The following is a 22,582-nucleotide window of genomic DNA, read 5'->3' on the forward strand; positions in this document are numbered from 1 at the left end:
GGCGTGAGATTCGACAAGCTGATGGCGTGGTTTGGTGGGCGTGATTTGCCTGTGGTGAGCGTGTGTTTTGGCGATACGGCAGTAACGGCGGTATGGCTGGTTCGGCATGCAGGGCATTATCATATGATGGCGGTAGCGTGTGTGCCTTGCACCGATGCGGTGGCGTTTGGTGAAATCACCGACAAAACCAAGCTGGCAGAAGCGGTGAGTTTGGCAATGAGTGAGCTGGGTATCACCGATGCCATCGCCATCGGCTGTGTGCCAGACAATGCAGTGATGACCACCAGCGTTAAGCTGCCTGCTGGATTGTCCGATGATGAAATCGAAGCACAAATACTCATCGATGCCGAACGCCATCTTGGACGCAATCCGCAGGAAGTTTATTTTGATTTTCAAATTGACAAGCACTCACCGACGGCGACACATATCAATCTGACAGTGGCTCACCGCAGCAGTGTCGATGACTGCGTGGAAGTCTTGGCGATGGCAAATTTAGACACTCACGCCATCGATGTCCACTCGGCGTGTCTGGTGTCTTGGCTAACTCATATCAACAGCCAAGATGCGGTGGCGATGATTGAGATTGATACCAATCAGCTGTATTGCTGTGTTGTTCATCGCCAAACGCCCCTTTATCAGCAGGTTTATCCTTATCAGCTGCTCAAGCAAGAGATACAAGTACAGCCCACCGATTTTGGCGAAAATTCATCAAAAACCACCGAGCAACCACCAAACCAAACGCTGGATTTTGCCAGTTTTTGGACGCAGACGGCAGGCACGCCAACCGATGATGTGTCAAACAATGGGGGCGATACTGATGGATATGCCAATCGTGTGGATAATCTTGATTGGTCAGATGATTTGGGCGATGATGCTTTGGCAAATCAAAACTTGCCAACTGGCGATTTACTAGGTGCCAATTTGCCAAATGATAATTTACCAACTGGCGATTTGCCAAACGATAACTTATCAAATAATGACCTATCAGCCGCTTATCATATCCGATTTGATGATGAGCTGCCAAGTGCTGACAATCAAGCGACTGGCTCGGTGCAGGATTTGGGCGGTGGTGATAAGCCATACCAAAACGATGCTCAAAGCGATACCGAAAGCCACGCCCAAAACCATAATCAAAATGATAACCAAGCAAAACCGCTCAATCAAACGCACATCAGTCAGATGCACATGATCGATTTGAGTGAAAAAATTGCCATGATGATTGAGCAATATCAATTACAGCACGAGCCACCAATTGCCCAGCTGTATGTAAGTGGTGTGCCGACAGACGACTGGGCAAATCTGCCGCAGATGCTGACGGCAAGGCTGGGCGTGCCGTGTCAATTTGCCCACCCCAGTGCAGTTTTGGCAGATGATGAGATGATGGGCGTGATGGACAATGCGACAACAAAAAACACCGCCATGCTCACGGCAGCGACCGCACTTGCCATGCGACCGACAGACGGCATCAATCTGCTGCCGTGGCGTGAAGAGCGGCGACATCAGGCTTATGTACGCTTTCGGCGTTTGTTTATTGGCGTGCTGGCGTCGGTGCTGGCGTTGATATTGCTGGTGTTTGGCAGCTTGATTTACCAAACCAGTCAGCAAACCGCCATCAATGACGAAATCAAGCAGCGTATCGATGGGCTTGATGACAAATTGAGCAAAATGCAGACCATGCAAACCACGCTCAAGCAAGCCCAAGACCAGCTGCAAGCCATTGACCGCTTGGCAAAAGACCAACAAACGCTTTATCGCTGGCAAATGCTGCCAAGTCTAGTACCGTCTGGCGTGTATCTGGATACCATGAAGCTGACAGGCGATGAAATCACTTGGACAGGTCTGGCAACCGATGCTCAGGCAGTATCGGCATTTGCGTCGGCACTGGAGCTGTCAGGGCTGTATGCCGATGTGTTGGTGGTGTCGCTGCAGCAGGTGCAATCGGCGATGGGCTTTAGCATTACCGCCAATCAGTTGCCGCTTGATGATAACGACATGGCGACTGCTTTTGGCACAAATCAAGACAATCACAGCAATCAAGACAGCCAAAGCAATACCGATGATTTGACCGATGACAATGCCAGTCATGTTGGCAACACCACCAACCCTGCAAATAATAAGCCAAAGGTGCATGAGCAAGGAGCAGGCGAGTATGACAAGCATGAATAACGGCAATCGCCATGCCAATTGGCAAAATTTTTGGCAAGAATTAAGACAAATTAATCACCATAATATCGCCACTGCACCCAAGGCGATTCAAGGCACGGTATTGGCATTGCTGGCGTTATTGTTGATTTTGTTTGCTTGGTTGTTTTTGCTTGCACCCAATTTACAAAAACGAAACGCCGCCAAAAGCCAAGAGCAGGTTTTGATTGCTGAATTTGCCGACAAATATCAAAAAGTTCAGCAATTTGACGAGCTGGAGCGTCAGCTGCTGGCACAAAACACCGCACTGATTGACCGCTTGGACAAATTGCCACGCCGAGCCCCCATGACCGAGATTGTCAGCATGATTAACACCCAAGCCCAAGCGGTTGGCGTGCAAATCATGGGTGCGACCGTGCAGGCAGGCCGTGAGCAAGAATACTACACCGAGCGCCCGATTGCGGTGCGTGCGATGGGCAATTATCATGCGTTGGGCAAGTGGCTATTGGCACTGTCAAACAGCGGCTATCTCTTGACGGTGCATGATTTTGAAATCCAAGCCCAAACGGACAACCGCTTATTATTAAGCATGCAAATACACACTTATCAAGCCAACAAAAAGACCAAATTACCCACAGGACAGGCAGATGACACGCAGACGACCACGATGGACAATACCCAATAACCGCTTGGGGGTTTGGGGCATTGGCTTTGGATTTGCCACAAGTTTGGTTTTGGCGGCGTGTTCAGATGCTGCGGTATCGGTGGATAACAAACTGTCCCACATCACCGAGCAGTCGCCCACACCAGCCCAAACACCGCCAGCGATGCCAGTGCCAGTTTTATCAAGCTATCAAGCAGATAAAGATCCGTTTGTCAATCCTTATCGGACAGGTGCGACTGTGAACAATCAAAATGGCGACACTGCCAGCAACAATCTTGGCAAAAAGACTGACAAAAACACCGACAAAAGCACCCATGATGGCGATAACAAAAACACTGGCGACAATGCCAATAGCACCAACAAAACTGGCAAAAGCAGCAACCAACCCAACGCCGACCAAAAAAGCAATGCCACACCCAGCACGGCACAACAACCAGACGCTCCAAGCATGCCTGCAGTACATGGCAAGCCAATGCAGATTGATACAGCACGCCGACGCCAGCCTTTGGAGCAATATGAGCTGGCAAGCCTACGCTATCAAGGCAGTATCGCCGATGATAATCGATTTGTGGCGTTGGTCATCAGTCCTGATGGCTTGGTGCATCGGGTTGCTATCGGTCAATATATGGGCAAAAATCATGGACAAATCACGCACATTGACGCACGCAATATCCGACTGACCGAAGCGGTGATGGCGGCTGATGGTCGCTATTATCAGCACGAAACCACCTTGCATTTTATCGATAAGTCATTGAAATGAAAACACAAATTTTACAAAAAATCAGTATATTGTCTACCAGTTTGACATTGGCAATGTTAAGCTTATCTGCATCTGCCAGCGATGTGATGGCAGATAAGCCATTGATGGACAATCTGCCAACTCAGATGCCGACCAGCACGCCAAACGCTGCCGCCATTTATACTGGCAAGCCAATCAGTCTTGAGTTTGCCGATATTCCTGTGCGAGCGGTGCTGGATATTTTGGCGGATTTTACTGGCATTAATATCATCGCCGATGACAGCGTAACGGGCAATATGACCATTCGCTTGACCAATGTCCCTTGGGATCAAGCATTAGATGTGATTTTGCAGACACGCAATTTATCCATCGTCAAAAACGGCAGCGTGTGGCTCATCAGCTCAAAAACGATCCAAGCCAATCAGCCGATAACCACCGAATACATTCGCCTGCATTATGCCTTGGCGGACGAAGTGGCAACGCTCATTATGGGCGAAAAAACCCAGCGTGGTAACACCAGCCGCAGCAGTCGCACCGATGCGATACGCACGGTGTCGCCATTGATGAAATACAGCCAAAACGAAGAAGTGGTTACAACCATCGAGCGTGGCACTTTATTGTCCGAGCGTGGTACGGTCACGGTGGATAAGCGAACCAATACCCTAATCGTCCAAGATGTGCCTGCCAGTATCGCCAATATCAAGGCCTTGATTGAGCGGATTGATATTCCTGTGGAGCAGGTGATGATTGAAGCACGCATCGTGTCGGCCAGCGAAAGTTTTGGGCGGCAGCTGGGCATCAGCTTTGGGGCGGCAGGGCAAATTGGCAAAGTGCAATACAGCGGTGCAAGTGCCAGTCTGTGGTCGCCACAACAAGACGGCACTTTGACAGCCAATTATCAAAACCGCCATCTGAATGTGGATTTGGGGGTAAAAAATGCCATGGGGCGGATTGCTTTTGGGTTGTTGAATTTGCCAGATGCGATTTTGGACTTGGAATTGTCCGCCATGCAAGCACAGAACAAGGGCGAAGTTATCTCATCGCCCAAGGTTTTGACCGCTGATAAGCAGACGGCACGCATCTCGTCTGGCTTGCAGATTCCTTATCAAGAAACCACACATTCAGGGGCGGCTGCCACCAGTTTTAAAGAAGCGTCATTGGTGCTAGAAGCGACCCCTAACATCACCCCAGATGGCAAAATCACCCTAAAATTAAACATCAAAAATGGCAATCCAGTAACAACGCTGGGCAACACCGCCATTCAAGAAGACGCTATCGAAACCAATGTGATTGTGGAAAATGGGCAAACGGTGGTACTGGGCGGCATTTATCGCCAAAGCCAAAACGACGCTGCCAACAAAGTCCCTGTGTTTGGTGATGTGCCGATACTTGGGCGGTTATTTCGCCACGACACCAAAGGGCGTGAAAAATCCGAACTGTTGATTTTTATCACGCCAAAATTGGTAAAATCAGACGATTTACCGCCCAAATCGATGGTAAATTGATAACCAAATTAACAGCAAATTGATACTAAACCGATGTCAAATTAACGACAATCACTGTCAATTTGACAGCAAATTAACGGCAAATTGCCCCAAAAATGCACAAAATCCACAACATTAAACCGTGATGCACAAAAATACTGGCAACAATTCGCTAAAAATTGTATCATAAGCCATTTATATTGTAGTGATAAATTGGAATTAAACATGCTTGAAGATGATTCGGCAGTGCTTGAAGAAGCGGTTGCCGAAAAAGCGGGTGCAACCTTATCCAGACAGCTGCCAGCGATTTTTTTGGTCGGTCCGATGGGGGCTGGCAAGACCACGATTGGCAAACTGCTGGCAAAATATCTGGGGCGAGAGTTTGTCGATTGCGATTGGTATATCGCCAGCCAAACAGGGGCGGACATTCCGTGGATTTTTGAAAAAGAAGGCGAAAGCGGATTTCGTGATCGTGAAACTCGTGCCTTGATGGATCTGACCGTGATGCCAAACATTGTCATGGCGACAGGCGGCGGTGCGGTGGGGCGTGCCGAAAACCGTGCAATGCTCAAAAACGGCTTGGTGATTTATTTGGACGCCAGCGTTGAGACGCAAATGGCTCGCACCAAAAAAGACAAAAACCGACCGCTATTACAAGCGGACAACCCAAGAGCGGTGCTAGAAGCGTTGTATTTGCAGCGAAATCCACTGTATCGAGAAGTGGCGGATATTATTGTACCGACAGGGCGTGCGTATCCCAAGCAGATGATTGGCGAGATTTTGGCGGTGCTTGAAGATTATGCCAAACGCCACGCCCACGATGCCTAAACTCAACAGCGTATTGATTGACCATAAAAGGAAAAAGCGATGCCACAAGATGTATTGATGGTAAAAACCCAAAGTCATGATTATCCGATTTTTATCAAAGCCAGTCAAAATAAGCCAGATTTGGCAAGTCAAATCGTGCCATTTATCAAGGCAAAACAAGTGCTAATCGTTACCAATGATGTCGTTGCACCGCTGTATTTGGCAGATTTGCAACAAGCGTTGGTGGCACAGGGTTTTGCTGTTGAAACCTGCATCTTGCCAGACGGTGAAGTCTATAAAAATCAAGACAGCATCAATACCATTTATGATACACTGCTAAAATCACATTTTGCCCGAGATTGTACGCTGATTGCCTTGGGTGGTGGCGTCATCGGTGATATGACAGGTTTTGCGGCGGCAAGTTTTATGCGTGGGGTGAATTTTATCCAAGTGCCGACCACGCTACTGGCACAAGTGGACTCCAGCGTCGGCGGCAAAACAGGCATCAATCACCCACGGGGCAAAAACATGATTGGGGCATTTTGGCAGCCGCAATGCGTGCTGGCGGATATGGCAACTTTTAAGACTTTGCCAGACAGAGAATTTGCCGCTGGCATGGCAGAAGTCATCAAATACGCCTTGATTATGGACGAGCAGTTTTTGGCTTGGCTTGAAAATAACAGCGATGCCATCAATGCCAAAGACGGTGCGGTTTTGGGCGAGATGGTGTATCGTTGCTGCGATTTTAAGGCACAAATTGTCGCTGCCGATGAGCGAGAATCTGGCAAGCGTGCGTTATTAAACTTTGGGCATACCTTTGGACATGTCATCGAAGCTCATCAAGGCTATGGTGCATGGTTGCATGGCGAAGCGGTGGCAGCTGGCATGATGCAAGCGTCTTTGATGTCGCAAAAGCTTGGCTTGATTGGTGCTGATGAAGTGGCGCGCATCGAGCGAGTGATTCGCCAATTTGGACTGCCGACCGTGCCGCCAAGCATTGCCGTGGACGATGCGTTGGATTTGATGGGGCATGACAAAAAAGTCCAGCAAGGTAAAATCCGCTTGGTGCTACTAAAAGCCATTGGCGATGCCTTTGTTACCGCTGATTTTGAATTATCGGCATTAAAAGCAGTGCTGTCAGCAAACGCCTAAACTGACATTGTTTAAAATTTTTAAATAAAAAGGTAATCTTATGTCGCAAACTACAGCGATTGGTGAAAAATATTTCCGCCGTCAGGCATTTTATTGGCTTGTGGCTGCAGCGGTGGCGGCGGTATTGTGGCTGCTCATTTGGCTGACCAGTGCTGCCCCTGCCATTATCCACAAAAATCATGATGATGAAATCAAATCATCGGATTTGGCACTGCCTGCTACCATCACCGAGCTGCACGAACTTAAAAAAGAAGTGCAACTTTTGGACAATTCGGTTTTGGTGCGTGATTTTCGCAGTTATCCAGCGGAGTTTAAGGACAAAACTTACTTTAACGGCTTGGGCGGTCGCTATGTGCTGCAATTGATGGATGTTGCCGAAAATGAAGTCATCGTGGATTATCTAAACGGTCGCAGCGATCGAGATCAATTTGCCTATTTTCGCTATACCGACGCCAACGATCGCCAGCGTTATGTGCTGACTTATGGCAAATTTGCCACGGCTGCCGAAGCTGATGCTGGTCTAAAAACGGTGGATTTTGCTCTGCCAAGTACTATCAAGCCAAAAACAACCAAGGCGTCCAATCTGGTGGCGACCATCGACAGTTATGAGCTAAACCAAGATGTGGTTGATTTGGCAAGCACTCAGCCACGCCGTGTCCGCCTGCAAGCCACACGCACCGAAATTCCAGTCAAAGCCGCCACTGCCAAAGACGAAGAGCTGGCAAGATTGAGCCGTGAGCGTGCCGAACAAGCCCAAAGACAGGCAAACCCAAGCAATGCTGATATCCAAAATGACATTAAGCATCTGTCAGAACGCCCAACGCCATCGCCAATTCCCCAAAATGATTTGCCGATGGCACCGACTGCACGCCCTGAGCCTGCCCCAGAGCCTGAAGCACCGAAGGCTGAAAAAGCAGCACCAAAAGCAGAAGCCAAGCCTGCAGCACCGACACCGCCAACCATTGCACCAACCGCTCGACCAACTACTCACGCTGCTGATGCCCCAACTATCGCTCCAACTGCTCGCCCAACTGCCCATACTGGCGATGCGGCAAGTGATGGTCAATAATAACGGTGAATTGTGATGTCTGAACATTCGGCATATCAAGTGCTTGAAACGCTAAAAGCGGGCAATAAACGCTATATGGCAAATTTGGCAAGCACCGAAAATCTCACCATTCCGCCGCCAACACTGGTGCGAAAACAAAAGCCCCGTGCGATTATTTTGGGCTGCTCGGACGCTCGAGTGCCAGTGGAGCTGATTTTTGATCAAGGTTTGGGCGATTTGTTTGTCATTCGAGTGGCGGGCAATGTGGTTGCTCCCAGCCAAATCGGTTCGGTGGAATTTGCCGCCGAAAAATTTGACACTCGCCTAGTGGTGGTGCTTGGGCATTCGCATTGTGGTGCGGTAACGGCGTGCATTGAAGCACTGATTAATCCTGAACAATATTATTCACCAAATCTACAATCCATCGTCGATCGGATTCGCCCTAGCGTGCTAAATTTACACGAAATCGCCACTGCATCAGGCGATGATGTGGACATGGACGAGCTGATTGACCGCTCAATCCGTGCCAATGTTGGCATGTCGGTCAGCCAGCTTAAGCACGGCTCACGCATCTTAGAAGACATGGTCGGTGCTGGCGATTTGCTGATTGTTGGGGCGGAGTATGATGTTGCCACAGGGCAGGTGCATTTTTTTGAAGATTGATAATCAAACTTAGCATTGATTAAAATTGATTAAATTTAAAATTGATATATCATTAAGAGGTAAACATGATTAAGCAGCCGAGCAATTCGCTGGTGGTCGCTGGCGTCAAAGACATTCCAGAGCAGTCAGAGGGCTATATTTTTAACCATACCATGCTGCGTGTCAAAGATCCTGTCAAGTCTTTGGAATTTTATACAGGCGTGCTTGGCATGACTTTGCTTAAGCATCGCAGTTTTCCTGAGGCACAGTTTGATTTGTACTTTTTGGCACGCTTAAGCGAAGAAGAACGCCAGCAGTTGCCAGCAGGCGATGAGCTAAAAGATTTTGTCTCACGCCAACGCAGTATTTTGGAGCTGACGCACAATTATGGTACCGAAAACGATGCCGATTTTTGTTACCATGATGGCAACAGCGAGCCACGAGGTTTTGGGCATATTTGCTTTAGCGTGCCAGATTTGGCGGCGGCAGTGGCGTGGTTTGACCAAAATGGCGTAACATTCAAAAAACGCCCAGAAGATGGCACAATGAAAGACATCGCCTTTATCAAAGATCCAGACGGTTATTGGATTGAGATTATCGAAATCAACAACAACCGCTAAACCAAAAAAATATCCCATGTGATGATGGGATATTAAAAAATGGTGCACTCAGCGGGAGTCGAACCCGCGACCTTCAGCTTCGGAGGCTGACACTCTATCCAACTGAGCTATGAGTGCAAGTCTTTGGTTGGCAGATTTTAGCAAGTTTTTGTGAAAAATGCCACCCAAGATGATAAAATAATGAAAATTTTGTACAAATCTTACTAAATTTTAACAGATTTGATAAAAATCATGGCATTTTACCTGCTTTTTCCCTTATAATAGTAGGGTAAATTTTGTATCGTTTGAATGGTGCTTTGTAGCCAACTTTGACACCATTCGACACCCCCAGAGCGATTGCTCAAGGCCAAAAACGAGATGATGACAATGAAAAAAGCTGTTATGTTTTCTGTTGCTGCATTGTTAGCAGTATCAACGATGGCAACTCAAGCTCAAGAATCTGCCAATACCGCTGCAGAAGCAACCACTGCCGAAACAGCTGCCGAAGCCAGTACTGATGCAGCTGCAGCCCCTGCGGCTGATGCCACAGCCAGTGAGAGCGAAGCGGCAGCACCTGCCCAAGAAGTGCCACAAGATAGCCCACAAGTGCAAAAATTGGTTGCGATGTATCCAAATCTCATCGCTCGTATCGCACCGTATGGCAAAGTCTGCTTTGATGGCGAAGAGTGTGACATTAACATCACTGTCCTAGCCCCAGCGGTCGAAGGTCAAGCCCGTGATGGTGAAAGCCTGTATAAAGCCATTTGCTCAACCTGTCATGATGCAGGTCTGGTCGGTGCACCAAAATTTGGTACCAGCGACTGGGCGCCACGCATTGGCAAGGGCAAAGAAACGCTATACGACCACGCAATCCACGGCTTTAACGCCATGCCTGCTCGTGGTGGTTCGGACATTTCTGATGACGAAGTGAAAAACGCAGTTGATTACATTGTTGAGCATTCTGGCTAATTAATCCTGCATCATACAATCTCAAGCTGTCTGATAAAGATGGCTTGGGATTTTTCGTTTTTAAAAAATGTCAGGTCTGCCAATTTGCTTGAAAAATTGGCAATCATGACCATAAAGATAACCATAAATTTTAAAATTTTGAATCGATTTTAGTAAATTTGAGCAAATCATGACCATCAATCACAACGACAATGCCAGCAACAATGGTAGCGGCGACAACAACAGCAATAGCCAAGCCGTGCCAGCCTTACGCATTCAAGGGCTAAGTAAGACTTATGATAATGGCTTTACTGCACTAAAAAGACTGGATTTGTCCGTACCACAGGGCGGATTTTTTGCCTTGCTTGGGCCAAACGGTGCAGGCAAATCAACCACCATCGGCATTGTCAGTTCATTATTTCCGCCATCAATGGGGGCGGTTGAGATTTTTGGGGTGGATTTGTTCAAAGAGCCTGCCCATGCTAAGCAGTTTTTGGGTGTCGTGCCACAAGAGTTTAATTTCATGCAGTTTGAAACAGTGCAGGACATTTTGATCAATCAAGCAGGATATTTTGGCATACCTGCTCGTGATGCCAAGCCAAGAGCTAAGCAGCTATTGACGGCGTTAGGGCTGTGGGATAAAAAAGACACCAAGGCACGCATGCTCTCTGGCGGTATGAAACGGCGGCTGATGATTGCTCGTGCGTTGATGCACCGCCCAAAATTGCTGATTTTGGACGAGCCGACCGCAGGCGTGGATATTGAGCTGCGTCGCTCAATGTGGGATTTTATGACGCAGATTAATCAGCAAGAAAACACCACCATCATTTTGACCACGCATTATTTAGAAGAAGCAGAGCAACTGTGTAAGCACATCGCCATTTTGGATAAAGGTGAGATTCGTGTCAATACCGACATGAAAAGTCTGCTGGCAAGTCTGGATATTGAGAGTTTTGTGCTGGATTTTGCCACGCCATTTGCTGGCGACATCGTGCTAAATCAAGTACTTCGCTATCAAAAAATCGACAATTTAAGCCTTGAGATTACACTCAAAAAAGGCGAAAGTCTGAACAATGTCTTTGGGCAGTTATCGCAGCAGGGCGTACAAATTGCCAGTATGCGAAATAAGGCAAACCGCCTAGAAGAGCTGTTCATGAATTTGGTCGAAAATCAGCCGAGCCAATCGCCAAATCCAGCAAATCATCACCGAAACAATCAATTAGTCAATTAATCTATTTTTAATATACAATCAACCAAACATTATCCAATCAAGCCGACAAGAGCAATAATATGAACCTAAATAAGCAATGGGTGGCATTTTGTACCATCTTAACCAGAGAAATTCGCCGAATTTTGCGGATTTGGCCGCAGACGCTACTGCCGCCAGTGATTACGATGACGCTGTATTTTGTGATTTTTGGGCAGATGATTGGTAGCCGTGTCGGTGAGATGGGCGGCGTATCGTACATGCAGTTCATCGTGCCGGGACTGATTATGATGGCGGTAATTACCAACAGTTACTCCAATGTCGTATCGAGCTTTTTTAGCATGAAATTTCAAGGCAGTATCGAAGAGCTGCTCGTTTCGCCTGCGTCCAAGCACACCATTTTGTTGGGTTATATTGGCGGCGGTGTGTTTCGGGGATTGGCGATTGCTCTGATTGTAACTTTGGTGGCATTGTTTTTTACTGATTTGGGCGTGCAGCATTTTGGTGTGATGCTGATGACCATCATCGGCACATCGGTGCTGTTTTCGCTCGGCGGTTTGCTGAATGCGATTTTTGCTCGCTCATTTGATGACATTTCAATCATTCCCAGTTTTGTGCTGACACCGCTGACTTATTTGGGCGGTGTGTTTTATTCGCTCGAAAATTTATCACCATTTTGGCAAAATTTATCCCTGCTAAACCCCATCGTCTATATGGTGAATGCGTTCCGCTACGGCATTTTGGGGCATAGCGATGTCAATGTTTGGGCGGCGTTGGTGGCGATTTTGGCGTTTTGTGTGCTATTGTATGGGTTGGCGTATCGGCTGTTGGTCGATGGCTCAAGATTGCGTTTGTGATTTGCCATCAAGTCAAAAATTAAATAAAATTAAGGTAAAATTATGAGTATCCATGGTGTATTGGGTGAAACCACCAGCTATCCGACCAGTTATGATGCCAGCGTGCTGTTTGCCATCGCTCGTGATGTCGGTCGTCAGCAGATTTTGGCAAATGAGCAATTGACCAACATCAACCTAAGCGATGGCATCGATGTTTGGCAAGCGTTTGAATTGTCGTGGCTAAATCGCCAAGGCATCTCAAAAGTCGCCATGGCTCGCATTATTATTCCTGCCAGCTCGCCAAATATCGTTGAGTCCAAGTCGCTTAAATTATACCTAAACAGTCTAAATTTTAGCCGATTTGATGATGTCTGTGCCGTGCAGTCGGTGATTGAGCGTGATTTGTCCGCTTGTGTCGGTGCGTCGGTGCGTGTGCTGATTTGTCCGCTAGATGGCGAAGAATTTGCTATCGCCAAGCCTTTGGGTGTGTGTATTGATGGCGTGCTAGATGGCGGTGATGAGCTGGCAATCATCGATGATGTCGATGCCAGTGTACTGGCAGGGGCGGTGGCAGGACAGATGACAAATTATCAATTTCACACCAATTTGCTCCGCTCAAACTGCCCTGTAACCAATCAGCCAGATTGGGGGACTTTGTCGGTTGTCATCAGCACCGATAAAGTGGTTGATTATCAACAAATTTTACGCTATGTGCTGACATTTCGCCAGCATAACGGCTTTCATGAGCAGTGCGTTGAGCAGATTTTTGCCGATTTGATGGCAAATTTTTCGCCAATTTCGCTGATGGTGCAAGCAAATTACACTCGCCGTGGCGGTATTGACATCAATCCTGTGCGTGTGTATCGGTGCGATTTGCCTAAGATATGCCGTCAAATTCGCCAATAATGGCTTGGATTTAACAAGTCTATTGATTTATAAGCCATGAATTTATCAGATAAATTGGCATTTGTCGTCAAGATTTGATGAGTTGATATTGGTAAAATTTGCCAAAAATAAAAAAGCTGATTGCATCACAATCAGCTTTTTTTTGTGCGGCAAAATTCATTCAAAGTTTAAAAATAAAACCCAAATAATTCAACCGTCAAAGCAGGGCAACACTCAAAACAACGCCAACACTTCATCAAGGCTTAGCATTTGTTTCTCGCCAGTGCTGCGATTGACATACTCGTATTTGTTCTCGGCAAGGTTGCGTTCGGAGACGACAATGCGGTGCGGAATGCCAATCAGCTCAAGGTCGGCGAATTTGACACCGGGGCGTTCGTCACGGTCGTCCAATAGGACATTGATGCCACGCTGTTTTAGGGTTTGGTATAGCTCGTCTGCCTTGATTTCGGCTTGACCGTCTTTAGATTTCATCGGTACGATGGCGACATAAAACGGTGCGATGCTGTCCGCCTTGTCCTGCGGATCTGCCCAGATGATGCCGTTGTCGTCATGATTTTGTTCGATGGCGGCGGCGATGATGCGGCTAACACCGATGCCATAGCAGCCCATCATCAGCGTAACAGGCTTACCTTCTTTGCCCAGCACGGCACAGTTTAGGGCTTTGGAATATTTATCGCCCAACTGGAAAATGTGACCAACTTCGATGCCACGCTTGATGCTTAGCACGCCCTTACCGTCTGGTGATGGATCGCCATCAACGACATTGCGAATGTCCACCACTTCGGTGATGGCAGCATCTCGCTCCCAGTTCATACCAGTGGTGTGCTTATGCTCAACATTGGCTCCACAAACAAAGTCCGCCAACGCTGCCGCCGCACGATCCACATAAACAGGCAAATCCACATCAACGCTGATATAACCTTTGATTAAGCCTGCCGCTTTTAGCTCATCTTCGCTGGCCATGGTCAATGGCGTGTGGACGGCGGCGATTTTTTCGGCTTTGATTTCGTTTAGGCTGTGATCACCACGCAGTACCAATGCCACCAATTTTGGTGCATCTGGGTTGTCTTGGCTGTGGCTGCCTTTGACAATCAAGGTTTTTACTGTCTGTGCCAAAGCAATGCCCAAATGCTCGGCAACGGCTTCACAAGTTGGCATATCTGGCGTATCCACATCGGTGCGTGCTTGACTTGGGGCAGGGCGAGCGGTCGTGCAGATGGCTTCGGCAAGCTCAACATTAGCAGCAAAATCCGACTCGCTAGAAAAGGCAATGTCGTCTTCGCCACTGTCAGCCAGCACATGAAATTCGTGCGATGCAAAGCCACCGATTGAGCCAGTGTCGGCTTGTACGGCACGGAAATTTAGTCCCAAGCGTGTAAAAATGCGACTGTAAGCATCGTACATATCTTGGTAAGTTTGGGCAAGCGATTCTTTGTCAATGTGGAAAGAATAAGCATCTTTCATGGTAAATTCACGAGCCCGCATCACCCCAAAGCGTGGGCGAATCTCATCACGGAATTTGGTTTGGATTTGATAAAAAGTCGCTGGCAGCTGCTTGTAGCTTTTAAGTTCGTTGCGTGCGATGTCGGTGATGACTTCTTCGTGTGTCGGCCCAAGCACAAAATCACGGCTGTGGCGGTCTTGAAAGCGTAACAACTCAGCACCATAATCTTCCCAGCGACCAGATTCGTGCCACAGCTCACCAGGCTGGGTTACTGGCATCAAAAGCTCTTGGCTGTTGATATTGTCCATCTCTTCACGCACGATACGCTCGACACGCTTTAGGACACGCAAACCCATTGGCATCCACACATACAGACCTGAAGCCAGTTTGCGAATCAAGCCAGCACGCAGCATCAGCTGGCTTGAGATGATGTCGGCATCGTTTGGGGTTTCTTTTAAAGTGGCAAATAAAAATTGACTGGCTTTCATGGCTTGACCTTTGTAAAAAAAGTGAGAAATTTGGTAAATTTTAATAAATCATTAAACGGTCAATATTAAGGCAAAATTTGGGTAATGTGCAACAAATTTTTGGCAATTTTGCACAAAATTATCGGCTTTTGTGGTATTTTAACCCAATCTTGCCCACCAAATGGGCAATTTGGCGATGTTGGAGAATGACAATGCAGGCAAATAAAACAGGTTTTGGTAGCGAACACGGCAAAGGTTTGGTGGCAACCTTAATTGTGCTATTATTGGCAGGTGTGCTGGCTTTGGTGGCGATGTTTTTTTATCAGCCCAAAGACACTGCCGATGTTATCACCAAAGACGGCGTGATTAGCAAAATCCAGGCACTGTCACGCTTGCAGACTTCGGCGTTTAACATTGAGACTGTGGTTACAAGCAACAAACAAGGCACTTGGCAAGCACTGTGGCAGGACAAACAAAAAGGGCTATTTGTCATCAAAGGGCGAGTGCTGGCAGGCATTGATTTGGGCGATATTGGCACGCAAATGGTACAAATCACCCAGCAGCAAGATGAGCAAGGCAATCAGCGGCAAACGGTACAAATTAGCCTACCGCCTGCCGAAATTTTTGAAGTATTTTTGGACGAGATTGAGATTTATGATTGGCAAACTGGGTTGTTTGGGGCGTTGGACAAAGACCCTGCGTTATTTGCCCAAGTACAAAGCGATGCCAAAGCCAAGATATTACAGCAGGCATGCCAAGGTGGGATTTTGACTTTGGCGATGGATAATGGCGTCAAGCAAATCGAAAATCTGTTTACCTTGGCGGCGGTTGATGTGTCAGTCGTTGCCCAAGGCACGGCAGCTTGTCAGTTGCCTGCCAAGTAAACAACGCCAGTTTTAACACAGCTTTAAAAATAGACTTAAATTAAATAAATCATACCGTAGTTTAATTTACCAAAAAACTTAATTTACAGATAATTTATAGATAAGTGTACAGATAAACTGATGAAAATTGCTAAAAAAGTCAAATTCTGTGGCCTAACTCGCCCAGCAGATGTGGCGGCAGCGGTGCAAGCAGGTGCCGATGCCATTGGTTTGGTATTTTATCCGCCAAGCCCCAGAGCGGTGGACATTGCCCAAGCCAAAACCTTGGCAAGCGGTGTTCCTGCCTTTGTCAGCGTTGTGGCTTTGGTGGTCAATATCAGCGATGAGCAGCTGGTTGAGATTGCCAATGCCGTGCCTTTTGATGTTATCCAATTTCATGGTGATGAGACGGCTGCCGATTGCCAAAGACAGGCAAAACTGGTCAATAAACGCTGGATAAAGGCACTGCGAATCGATGCCACTTGCCATGATGCTGCCAAGATTTTTGCGATGACAGAGCAGTTTGCCCAAGCAGGGGCGGCAGCGATATTGCTGGACGCTTATCATGCCGATAAATTTGGCGGTACAGGCGAGCGATTTGATTGGTCGCTTATTGATGGCGATTTGCCGCTGCCAGTGATTTTGGCAGGTGGCTTGACGGTGGAGAATGTCGCCCAAACCGCTGATTTGCCGATTTATGCGGTCGATGTCAGTGGCGGCATCGAGCAAGCCCACGGTATTAAAGACGCTCAAAAAATGCAGGATTTTATCAAAAACTTAAACAATCATCATTAAATAAAATAATGAAAATTTTGTCAAAAAATAGCCATTGGCAATCAGATTTGTTATAATCCAAGCCGTCCAATTTTTTGGGCGGTTTTTATTTAGGGGAAATTTTAGCATGATAAAGCCTTTTATCAACGCTGATTTTATCAATGCCAATCTGTCAAATTGCCGATTGCTGCACCAATTGCTACGGTGTGCCGACAGTTTCGGCTTGCCCTGCGTCCAAAAACCCTTCACCGATCAATTTACCAAACAAATCCGCTGCCGTCTGATGACGCAGCAGTCTTGGCGTTAGTCCATTCAACCACATCAGAGCTTATCTCTGATTTCTTAATTTTCTTTTTATTCAATTTTATTTTTAGCAATCAATTTGTCATAAATTTGGTTAATTTGCTGCAATTTTTATTTTTAATAAAAATTATCTTTAAGATTATTTGTTAAAAATCGTGCGACAGGCGGCTTTTTGCTCGTGATTTGGCTTTGTTTTATCCAAAACTGTGTCCAAACGCTCAATTTGCCCAACAATTTGCCAACGCTTAGCAAGCCGACAATAAGCCAAGTTTATCATGATTTATCATAAAAATTGATGGGTTTTGTTAGTAAAAATAAAACCATTGTGATGATTTGATATTTAAAAGTTTGAAATTTTGGGAGTTTTTATGTATATTGATGGCAGCTTAATGGCTGATTATTTTGTAATTGGCGTGGCAGTGTTAATCATTGCTGCATTTATCGCAGGCTATATTGATGCGATTGCTGGTGGGGCAGGCTTGATTTTGGTACCTGCGTGTTTGTTGGTTGGCATGCCGCCGCAGCTGGCATTGGGACAAGAAAAGTTGGTCAGCACGATAGGTACGGTGGCTGCCATCAAAAATTTTATCAAAGCCAAATCAATCATCTGGAGCATTGTGCCGATTGGCATCATTTCGGCATTGCTGGGGGCTTTTTTGGGTGCTAAAGCGATTTTGATGTTCCCAAGCCATGTGATTGAGTACATTATTTTTGCGTTATTGCCGATAGGTTTGGTGGCGACTTTATTTAAAGGCAAAGTGATTAATAAAAGCCAATCGCAAACCATCAAAAAATCTGCTTTGGCAGTGTTTATCACTTGCTTGTTGGTGGGATTTTATGATGGGTTTTTTGGCCCCGGCACAGGCAGTATTTTTATCATTGCTCTGTTTTTGCTCAATTCATTGCCATTATTACAAGCATCAGCCACATCGAAGATTTTTAATTTTTCGTCCAATATCGGTGCTTTTGTGGCGTTTGCATTGGCGGGCAAAATGGCGTTATTGGTCGGCGTTCCGATGATTTTGGCAAATTTGTTGGGCAACCATTTGGGCAGTCGCCAAGCCATCGTCTCTAACGGAGCGATTATCCAAAAGGTGCTGATGATCACGGTGTTTTTGATGATGGCAACGCTGGTTTATCGGTTGATGATGAATGGCTAATTGCCTAAAATTTTAAATATTTTTATCATAAATCTTATTAATACCATTAATCTAAATTTAAGGATAAAGCGATGATTATTATCGTTACAGGCGTTACGGCAGGTTTTGGCAAAGCCATTGCCATTAATTGTATCAACAGCGGACACACGGTCATCGGCACGGGTCGCAGAGCCAATAAACTTGCCGAGCTACAAGAGCATTTTGCCGCACAAGGGGCAGGCGAGCGGTTCATTCCGTTGTGCTTTGATATTGGCGATGTTGCCGCCACCAAAGCCGCTTTGGACAGTTTACCAAAACAACTTTTGGACAATGTCGATGTGCTGATTAATAACGCAGGGCTGGCGTTAGGGCTGGAATCTGCCGATAAAGCCGACATCAACGACTGGCAGACGATGATTAACACCAACACGCTGGGGCTGGTCAATATGACGCATCAGATATTGCCGCTGATGGTTGCCAAAGATGACGGCTTGGTGATTAATATTTCATCAACGGCAGGCAATTACCCATATTTTGGGGCGAATGTCTATGGGGCGACTAAGGCATTTGTAACGCAGTTTAGCCTAAATTTGCGAGCCGATTTGCTGGGCAAAAAAGTGCGAGTGACCAACATCGAGCCGGGGCTGTGCGGTGGTACGGAGTTTAGCAATGTGCGTTTTCATGGTGATGACGAAAGGGCGAGCAAGGTTTATGAAAATGTTGAATTTATCCGCCCTGAAGACATTGCAAATATGGTATCATGGCTTATCAGCCAGCCTAAGCATATCAACATCAACCGCCTAGAAGTAATGCCAACGGCTCAAACTTTTGCTGGGCTGACGGTAGCCAGATAATCCAAAGTGGATTTGGCGATTTTTGAGTTTTAATTATTTTTTTGGATTTAGTCATTAAATTTTGCATTATTGACAATTTTGTATAACTTAAGGATAAACAATGAGTGCGACAAATTCGGCCAATGACCTTGATTTTAGCCAATTCCCTGATGCTGATGGGCATTTTGGAGTGCATGGCGGGCGTTTTGTGTCCGAAACTTTGATGAAGGCTTTAGAAGAGCTGGAAGAGATTTATAACACCGCCAAAGCCAACCCTGAGTTTTGGAATGAATTTATGGCGGATTTGACCGATTATGTCGGCCGTCCGACTCCGCTGTACTTTGCCGAGCGGCTGACCAATGAGATTGGCGGTGCTAAGATTTTTTTTAAGCGTGAAGATTTAAACCACACAGGGGCGCATAAGGTCAATAACACCATCGGTCAGGCACTGCTTGCCAAGATGGTCGGCAAAAAACGCATCATCGCCGAAACTGGAGCAGGTCAGCACGGCGTGGCGACTGCGACCATTGCCGCACGCCTTGGGCTGGAGTGCGTGGTTTACATGGGGGCGGACGATGTCGAACGCCAAAAGATGAATGTTTATCGCATGCGACTGTTGGGGGCGACGGTTGTGCCAGTCACCAGCGGCTCACGCACGCTAAAAGATGCCATGAACGAAGCCATGCGTGATTGGGTGGCAAACATCGACAACACCTACTACATCATCGGCACGGTGGCAGGGCCACACCCATATCCGATGCTGGTGCGTGATTTTCAGGCGATTATTGGGCGAGAAGCTCGCATTCAACATCTGGAAAAAACTGGCAAATTGCCTGATGCTTTGGTGGCGTGCGTGGGCGGCGGCTCCAATGCCATTGGCTTATTTTATGATTTCTTAAATGACAGTGAAGTGGCAATGTATGGCGTGGAAGCCAATGGGCTGGGGCTGAATACGCCAGACCATGCTGCACCGCTGCAAGCAGGGCGTGTGGGCGTACTGCACGGCAACCGCACCTATCTGATGGCGGACGACGAAGGGCAAATCCTTGGTACGCATTCGATTTCGGCAGGTTTGGATTATCCGGGGGTTGGGCCTGAGCATAGCTTTTTAAAAGATGTTCAGCGAGTGCAATATGTCGGAGCGACTGACGATGAAGCCTTGCACGCCTTTAAAGAAGTAACCAGAAAAGAAGGCATTATCCCTGCGCTTGAAAGCTCGCACGCTGTCGCTTATGGTCTAAAACTGGCGGCAAGCATGCGTCCTGATCAGTCCATTATTATCAATATGTCTGGGCGTGGCGATAAAGATTTGCACACGGTGATGGCAAAAGATGGCATATCGATGGACTAAATTGGCGTTGATGATCATTGATCATCATTGAATGCAATTACCTAATGTAATTATTCAATACGATTATCCCAACATCTTATCTGACATGATTGATTAAGATAACTGTTTAATAAACTCATAAAAATGAATTAAAATCTCATGAAAACTCGTATCGAAACAACCTTTGACACTTTGCGTCAAGCAGGCAAAAAAGCCCTAATTCCCTATATCATGGCAGGCGACCCAAACCCACAAGTGACGGTATCTTTGATGCATCAGTTGGTTGAGCATGGTGCCGACATCATCGAAGTTGGCTTGCCGTTTAGCGATCCGATGGCGGACGGCCCTGTGATTGCCCACGCTGCCGAGCGTGCTTTGGCGGCAGGTACCAGCACCAGCGATGCCATTGCGATGATTGCCGAATTTCGCAAAACCAACACCACCACGCCAGTTTTGGTGATGGGTTATCTAAATCCTGTTGAGATTATCGGTTATGATAAGTTTGCCAAGCAGTGTGCTGATGCTGGCGTAGATGCGATTTTGATGGTGGATTTACCACCAAAAGAAGCAGGCGATTTCCCCAAGCAGCTGACAGCACGCACGGACAATCCGATGAACCAAATTTTCCTGTTGGCACCGACTACCGATGCGGCACGGCGAGCCAAAGTTATCGAAAATTGCAGCGGCTTTATTTATTATGTTTCTCTAAAAGGTGTTACAGGTTCGGCAGCTCTAGATACCCAAGTGGTGCGTGAGCAAGTCGCCCAAATCAAGCGTGAAACCGACATTCCTGTCTGTGTGGGCTTTGGTATCCGTGATGGCGTCTCTGCCAAGGCGCTGGGTGCGGTGGCGGACGGCGTGATTGTTGGCAGTGAGCTGGTCAAAAACTTCGCTGGTATCGCCGCCGATGACACTTTGGCAACCGAGCAGGCAGTTGCCGCCTTGCTTGCCAAGATGGACGAGCTAAAATCGGCATTGAACACGCTGGACTAAGCGGCGATACTTGTCATAAATTGTCATGAATCGTCATTGATAATTAGATGAGCAATGATAAAAAATGGCAAGTCTGGCAAGTTTTACCAAGCCCAATTGACGGTATTGATTGACAAGATAAATTTGCAGCGGCATTTGTCAGATAATTTGTGCCATAAATCTGGGGCATGAATTGATGCTGTAAATTTTGTTTGCCAAAATCAATTTACAAGTGTAAACTATACCAAAATTGGGCAAGTCATGCCTTGCTCTTGTTGTATCACAAAGGAATCATTATGAGCCAAACACCACCTGCCGATAAGCCAACCATTTGGTTACAGCGTGAAGTGCCGAGGGTTAAGCGTACCACAGTGCCGACTTTGACGGCCGTTGAGACCGAACCATCGACCGAATGCCCCAACTGCCATTCACTGACCACCAACACGGCGTTGATTCTCAATCAATATGTCTGCCCTGAGTGCGACCATCATATGACGATGACCGCACGCCAGCGTTTGCAATGGTTTTTGGACACCATTGAAGCAGAATTGGGCAAAGAATTTACCACAGGCAACCCATTGGGCTTTGTGGATTCTAAGCCGTATCCTGCTCGCATGAAAGAAGCCCAAGAAAAAACAGGCGAATCTGAAGGCTTGGTGGTGATGACGGGCAAATTAAAAAACCTAGACATCATTGCTTGTGCCTTTGATTTTCGTTTTATGGGCGGCTCGATGGGGTCGGTGGTGGGCGACCGCTTTGTCCAAGCTGCCGAAAAAGCCTTGGCGGAGCGTAAGCCGTTGGTGTGCTTTGCTGCATCTGGTGGGGCTCGCATGCAAGAAGGTCTGTTATCGCTCATGCAGATGGCTCGCACATCGGCAGCAATTGAGCGGCTGCGTCTGGCGGGCGTGCCTTATGTGGTCGTCTTGACCAATCCTGTCTATGGTGGTGTGACGGCATCATTGGCGATGCTGGGCGATGTGCATATTGCCGAACCTAAGGCGATGATTGGCTTTGCTGGTAAGCGTGTCATCGAGCAGACGGTGCGAGAAGTGTTGGACGAGCCGTTTCAGCGTGCTGAGTTTTTGCTTGAAAAAGGCACGGTGGATATGGTGGTGCATCGCCATCAGTTGGTGGATACCACGCACCGCATTTTGGCAAAATTGCTCAAAGTCGCCGCCTAATGCTTGGTTGGCATGGCGACCATTTCACTGTTAAACTTTACAAAATTTTCAAAGGCACATCAATTTGTGCCTTTTTTGTATAACTTTATGCCAAAAAAGCAT

The 22,582-nt window shown here is 47.1% G+C and carries 22 protein-coding genes and 1 tRNA gene; 20 read left to right on the forward strand and 3 right to left on the reverse strand.

What is annotated here, in order from left to right:
• The first annotated feature begins 3 nt into the window (after positions 1-3).
• The 9 genes from pilM (at position 4) to gloA (ending at position 9,298) form a co-directional block, all read left to right on the forward strand.
• Positions 4-2,166: a pilus assembly protein PilM gene (gene pilM / locus ACFBZI_RS05460; RefSeq protein WP_375715392.1), complete on the forward strand. Its 2,163-nt coding sequence runs from the start codon at positions 4-6 to the stop codon at positions 2,164-2,166.
• Positions 2,150-2,827 carry a type IV pilus inner membrane component PilO gene (locus ACFBZI_RS05465; RefSeq protein ID WP_375715393.1) on the forward strand — a complete coding sequence of 226 codons (678 nt, stop codon included), beginning with the start codon at positions 2,150-2,152 and terminating at the stop codon, positions 2,825-2,827. The genes pilM and ACFBZI_RS05465 overlap by 17 nt, the downstream gene beginning before the upstream one ends.
• Positions 2,790-3,566 (forward strand): pilus assembly protein PilP, encoded by a 777-nt coding sequence (locus ACFBZI_RS05470; protein ID WP_375715394.1) that lies wholly within the window; start codon positions 2,790-2,792, stop codon positions 3,564-3,566. Before ACFBZI_RS05465 ends, ACFBZI_RS05470 begins: the two co-directional genes overlap by 38 nt.
• Before the next feature lie 53 nt (positions 3,567-3,619).
• Positions 3,620-5,050 carry a type IV pilus secretin PilQ gene (locus ACFBZI_RS05475; RefSeq protein ID WP_375715395.1) on the forward strand — a complete coding sequence of 477 codons (1,431 nt, stop codon included), beginning with the start codon at positions 3,620-3,622 and terminating at the stop codon, positions 5,048-5,050.
• A gap of 303 nt (positions 5,051-5,353) precedes the next feature.
• A complete protein-coding gene (locus ACFBZI_RS05480; RefSeq protein ID WP_375716321.1) occupies positions 5,354-5,857 on the forward strand; it encodes a shikimate kinase in 504 nt (167 codons plus the stop codon).
• A gap of 39 nt (positions 5,858-5,896) precedes the next feature.
• Entirely contained in the window at positions 5,897-6,988 is a 1,092-nt protein-coding gene (aroB, locus tag ACFBZI_RS05485) for a 3-dehydroquinate synthase (RefSeq protein ID WP_375715396.1), read from the forward strand.
• 40 nt (positions 6,989-7,028) lie between these two features.
• Entirely contained in the window at positions 7,029-8,057 is a 1,029-nt protein-coding gene (locus ACFBZI_RS05490; protein WP_375715397.1) for a hypothetical protein, read from the forward strand.
• Between the two features lie 15 nt (positions 8,058-8,072).
• Positions 8,073-8,699, forward strand: coding sequence for a carbonic anhydrase (locus ACFBZI_RS05495; protein ID WP_375715398.1), 627 nt, complete (start codon positions 8,073-8,075; stop codon positions 8,697-8,699).
• A gap of 65 nt (positions 8,700-8,764) precedes the next feature.
• Positions 8,765-9,298: a lactoylglutathione lyase gene (gloA, locus tag ACFBZI_RS05500; RefSeq protein WP_375715399.1), complete on the forward strand. Its 534-nt coding sequence runs from the start codon at positions 8,765-8,767 to the stop codon at positions 9,296-9,298.
• Between the two features lie 40 nt (positions 9,299-9,338).
• Here gloA and ACFBZI_RS05505 read toward each other — a convergent pair.
• A tRNA-Arg gene (locus ACFBZI_RS05505) sits at positions 9,339-9,415 on the reverse strand.
• A 240-nt stretch (positions 9,416-9,655) separates the two neighbouring features.
• Between ACFBZI_RS05505 and ACFBZI_RS05510 the strand changes: the two genes are divergently transcribed.
• The 4 genes from ACFBZI_RS05510 to queF all read left to right on the forward strand — a co-directional run bounded on the left by ACFBZI_RS05510 (position 9,656) and on the right by queF (position 13,174).
• Positions 9,656-10,246, forward strand: a complete 591-nt coding sequence (locus ACFBZI_RS05510) for a c-type cytochrome (protein WP_375715400.1) — start codon at positions 9,656-9,658, stop codon at positions 10,244-10,246.
• Positions 10,247-10,415: 169 nt separating this feature from the next.
• On the forward strand, positions 10,416-11,456 hold the full coding sequence (locus ACFBZI_RS05515; RefSeq protein WP_375715401.1) for an ABC transporter ATP-binding protein: 1,041 nt from the start codon (positions 10,416-10,418) through the stop codon (positions 11,454-11,456).
• Between the two features lie 59 nt (positions 11,457-11,515).
• Entirely contained in the window at positions 11,516-12,289 is a 774-nt protein-coding gene (locus tag ACFBZI_RS05520) for an ABC transporter permease (RefSeq protein WP_375715402.1), read from the forward strand.
• Positions 12,290-12,331: 42 nt separating this feature from the next.
• Entirely contained in the window at positions 12,332-13,174 is an 843-nt protein-coding gene (gene queF / locus ACFBZI_RS05525; protein WP_375715403.1) for an NADPH-dependent 7-cyano-7-deazaguanine reductase QueF, read from the forward strand.
• Between the two features lie 213 nt (positions 13,175-13,387).
• Here the strand turns inward: queF and ACFBZI_RS05530 are convergent, their stop codons facing one another.
• Entirely contained in the window at positions 13,388-15,106 is a 1,719-nt protein-coding gene (locus ACFBZI_RS05530; RefSeq protein ID WP_375715404.1) for a proline--tRNA ligase, read from the reverse strand.
• Positions 15,107-15,297: 191 nt separating this feature from the next.
• Here ACFBZI_RS05530 and ACFBZI_RS05535 point away from each other — a divergent pair, with 191 nt between their 5' ends.
• Positions 15,298-15,969: a DUF4230 domain-containing protein gene (locus ACFBZI_RS05535; RefSeq protein ID WP_375715405.1), complete on the forward strand. Its 672-nt coding sequence runs from the start codon at positions 15,298-15,300 to the stop codon at positions 15,967-15,969.
• Positions 15,970-16,089: 120 nt separating this feature from the next.
• Entirely contained in the window at positions 16,090-16,743 is a 654-nt protein-coding gene (locus ACFBZI_RS05540) for a phosphoribosylanthranilate isomerase (protein ID WP_375715406.1), read from the forward strand.
• Positions 16,744-16,921: 178 nt separating this feature from the next.
• Here ACFBZI_RS05540 and ACFBZI_RS05545 read toward each other — a convergent pair whose 3' ends face one another.
• Positions 16,922-17,044 carry a hypothetical protein gene (locus ACFBZI_RS05545; protein ID WP_375715407.1) on the reverse strand — a complete coding sequence of 41 codons (123 nt, stop codon included), beginning with the start codon at positions 17,042-17,044 and terminating at the stop codon, positions 16,922-16,924.
• 370 nt (positions 17,045-17,414) lie between these two features.
• On the opposite strand from ACFBZI_RS05545, the gene ACFBZI_RS05550 reads away from it, so the two are divergent.
• The 5 genes from ACFBZI_RS05550 to accD all read left to right on the forward strand — a co-directional run bounded on the left by ACFBZI_RS05550 (position 17,415) and on the right by accD (position 22,480).
• On the forward strand, positions 17,415-18,185 hold the full coding sequence (locus tag ACFBZI_RS05550) for a TSUP family transporter (protein WP_375715408.1): 771 nt from the start codon (positions 17,415-17,417) through the stop codon (positions 18,183-18,185).
• Positions 18,186-18,256: 71 nt separating this feature from the next.
• Positions 18,257-19,018, forward strand: coding sequence for an SDR family NAD(P)-dependent oxidoreductase (locus ACFBZI_RS05555; RefSeq protein WP_375715409.1), 762 nt, complete (start codon positions 18,257-18,259; stop codon positions 19,016-19,018).
• Between the two features lie 100 nt (positions 19,019-19,118).
• A complete protein-coding gene (gene trpB / locus ACFBZI_RS05560) occupies positions 19,119-20,348 on the forward strand; it encodes a tryptophan synthase subunit beta (protein WP_375715410.1) in 1,230 nt (409 codons plus the stop codon).
• A gap of 138 nt (positions 20,349-20,486) precedes the next feature.
• Positions 20,487-21,320, forward strand: a complete 834-nt coding sequence (gene trpA, locus ACFBZI_RS05565) for a tryptophan synthase subunit alpha (RefSeq protein WP_375715411.1) — start codon at positions 20,487-20,489, stop codon at positions 21,318-21,320.
• A 275-nt stretch (positions 21,321-21,595) separates the two neighbouring features.
• Positions 21,596-22,480 (forward strand): acetyl-CoA carboxylase, carboxyltransferase subunit beta, encoded by an 885-nt coding sequence (accD, locus tag ACFBZI_RS05570; RefSeq protein WP_375715412.1) that lies wholly within the window; start codon positions 21,596-21,598, stop codon positions 22,478-22,480.
• The last annotated feature ends 102 nt before the right edge of the window (positions 22,481-22,582 follow it).

Source organism: Moraxella marmotae, assembly GCF_042219885.1.
Lineage (GTDB): Bacteria > Pseudomonadota > Gammaproteobacteria > Pseudomonadales > Moraxellaceae > Moraxella > Moraxella marmotae.

Coding starts and splice junctions, on each gene's coding strand:
- ACFBZI_RS05465 (WP_375715393.1), top strand. CDS start 2,150: ATGACAAGCATGAATAACGGCAATCGCCATGCCAATTGGCAAAATTTT.
- ACFBZI_RS05470 (WP_375715394.1), top strand. CDS start 2,790: ATGACACGCAGACGACCACGATGGACAATACCCAATAACCGCTTGGGG.
- ACFBZI_RS05475 (WP_375715395.1), top strand. CDS start 3,620: ATGTTAAGCTTATCTGCATCTGCCAGCGATGTGATGGCAGATAAGCCA.
- ACFBZI_RS05480 (WP_375716321.1), top strand. CDS start 5,354: ATGGGGGCTGGCAAGACCACGATTGGCAAACTGCTGGCAAAATATCTG.
- aroB (WP_375715396.1), top strand. CDS start 5,897: ATGCCACAAGATGTATTGATGGTAAAAACCCAAAGTCATGATTATCCG.
- ACFBZI_RS05490 (WP_375715397.1), top strand. CDS start 7,029: ATGTCGCAAACTACAGCGATTGGTGAAAAATATTTCCGCCGTCAGGCA.
- ACFBZI_RS05495 (WP_375715398.1), top strand. CDS start 8,073: ATGTCTGAACATTCGGCATATCAAGTGCTTGAAACGCTAAAAGCGGGC.
- gloA (WP_375715399.1), top strand. CDS start 8,765: ATGATTAAGCAGCCGAGCAATTCGCTGGTGGTCGCTGGCGTCAAAGAC.
- ACFBZI_RS05510 (WP_375715400.1), top strand. CDS start 9,656: ATGATGACAATGAAAAAAGCTGTTATGTTTTCTGTTGCTGCATTGTTA.
- ACFBZI_RS05515 (WP_375715401.1), top strand. CDS start 10,416: ATGACCATCAATCACAACGACAATGCCAGCAACAATGGTAGCGGCGAC.
- ACFBZI_RS05520 (WP_375715402.1), top strand. CDS start 11,516: ATGAACCTAAATAAGCAATGGGTGGCATTTTGTACCATCTTAACCAGA.
- queF (WP_375715403.1), top strand. CDS start 12,332: ATGAGTATCCATGGTGTATTGGGTGAAACCACCAGCTATCCGACCAGT.
- ACFBZI_RS05530 (WP_375715404.1), bottom strand. CDS start 15,106: ATGAAAGCCAGTCAATTTTTATTTGCCACTTTAAAAGAAACCCCAAAC.
- ACFBZI_RS05535 (WP_375715405.1), top strand. CDS start 15,298: ATGCAGGCAAATAAAACAGGTTTTGGTAGCGAACACGGCAAAGGTTTG.
- ACFBZI_RS05540 (WP_375715406.1), top strand. CDS start 16,090: ATGAAAATTGCTAAAAAAGTCAAATTCTGTGGCCTAACTCGCCCAGCA.
- ACFBZI_RS05545 (WP_375715407.1), bottom strand. CDS start 17,044: ATGTGGTTGAATGGACTAACGCCAAGACTGCTGCGTCATCAGACGGCA.
- ACFBZI_RS05550 (WP_375715408.1), top strand. CDS start 17,415: ATGGCTGATTATTTTGTAATTGGCGTGGCAGTGTTAATCATTGCTGCA.
- ACFBZI_RS05555 (WP_375715409.1), top strand. CDS start 18,257: ATGATTATTATCGTTACAGGCGTTACGGCAGGTTTTGGCAAAGCCATT.
- trpB (WP_375715410.1), top strand. CDS start 19,119: ATGAGTGCGACAAATTCGGCCAATGACCTTGATTTTAGCCAATTCCCT.
- trpA (WP_375715411.1), top strand. CDS start 20,487: ATGAAAACTCGTATCGAAACAACCTTTGACACTTTGCGTCAAGCAGGC.
- accD (WP_375715412.1), top strand. CDS start 21,596: ATGAGCCAAACACCACCTGCCGATAAGCCAACCATTTGGTTACAGCGT.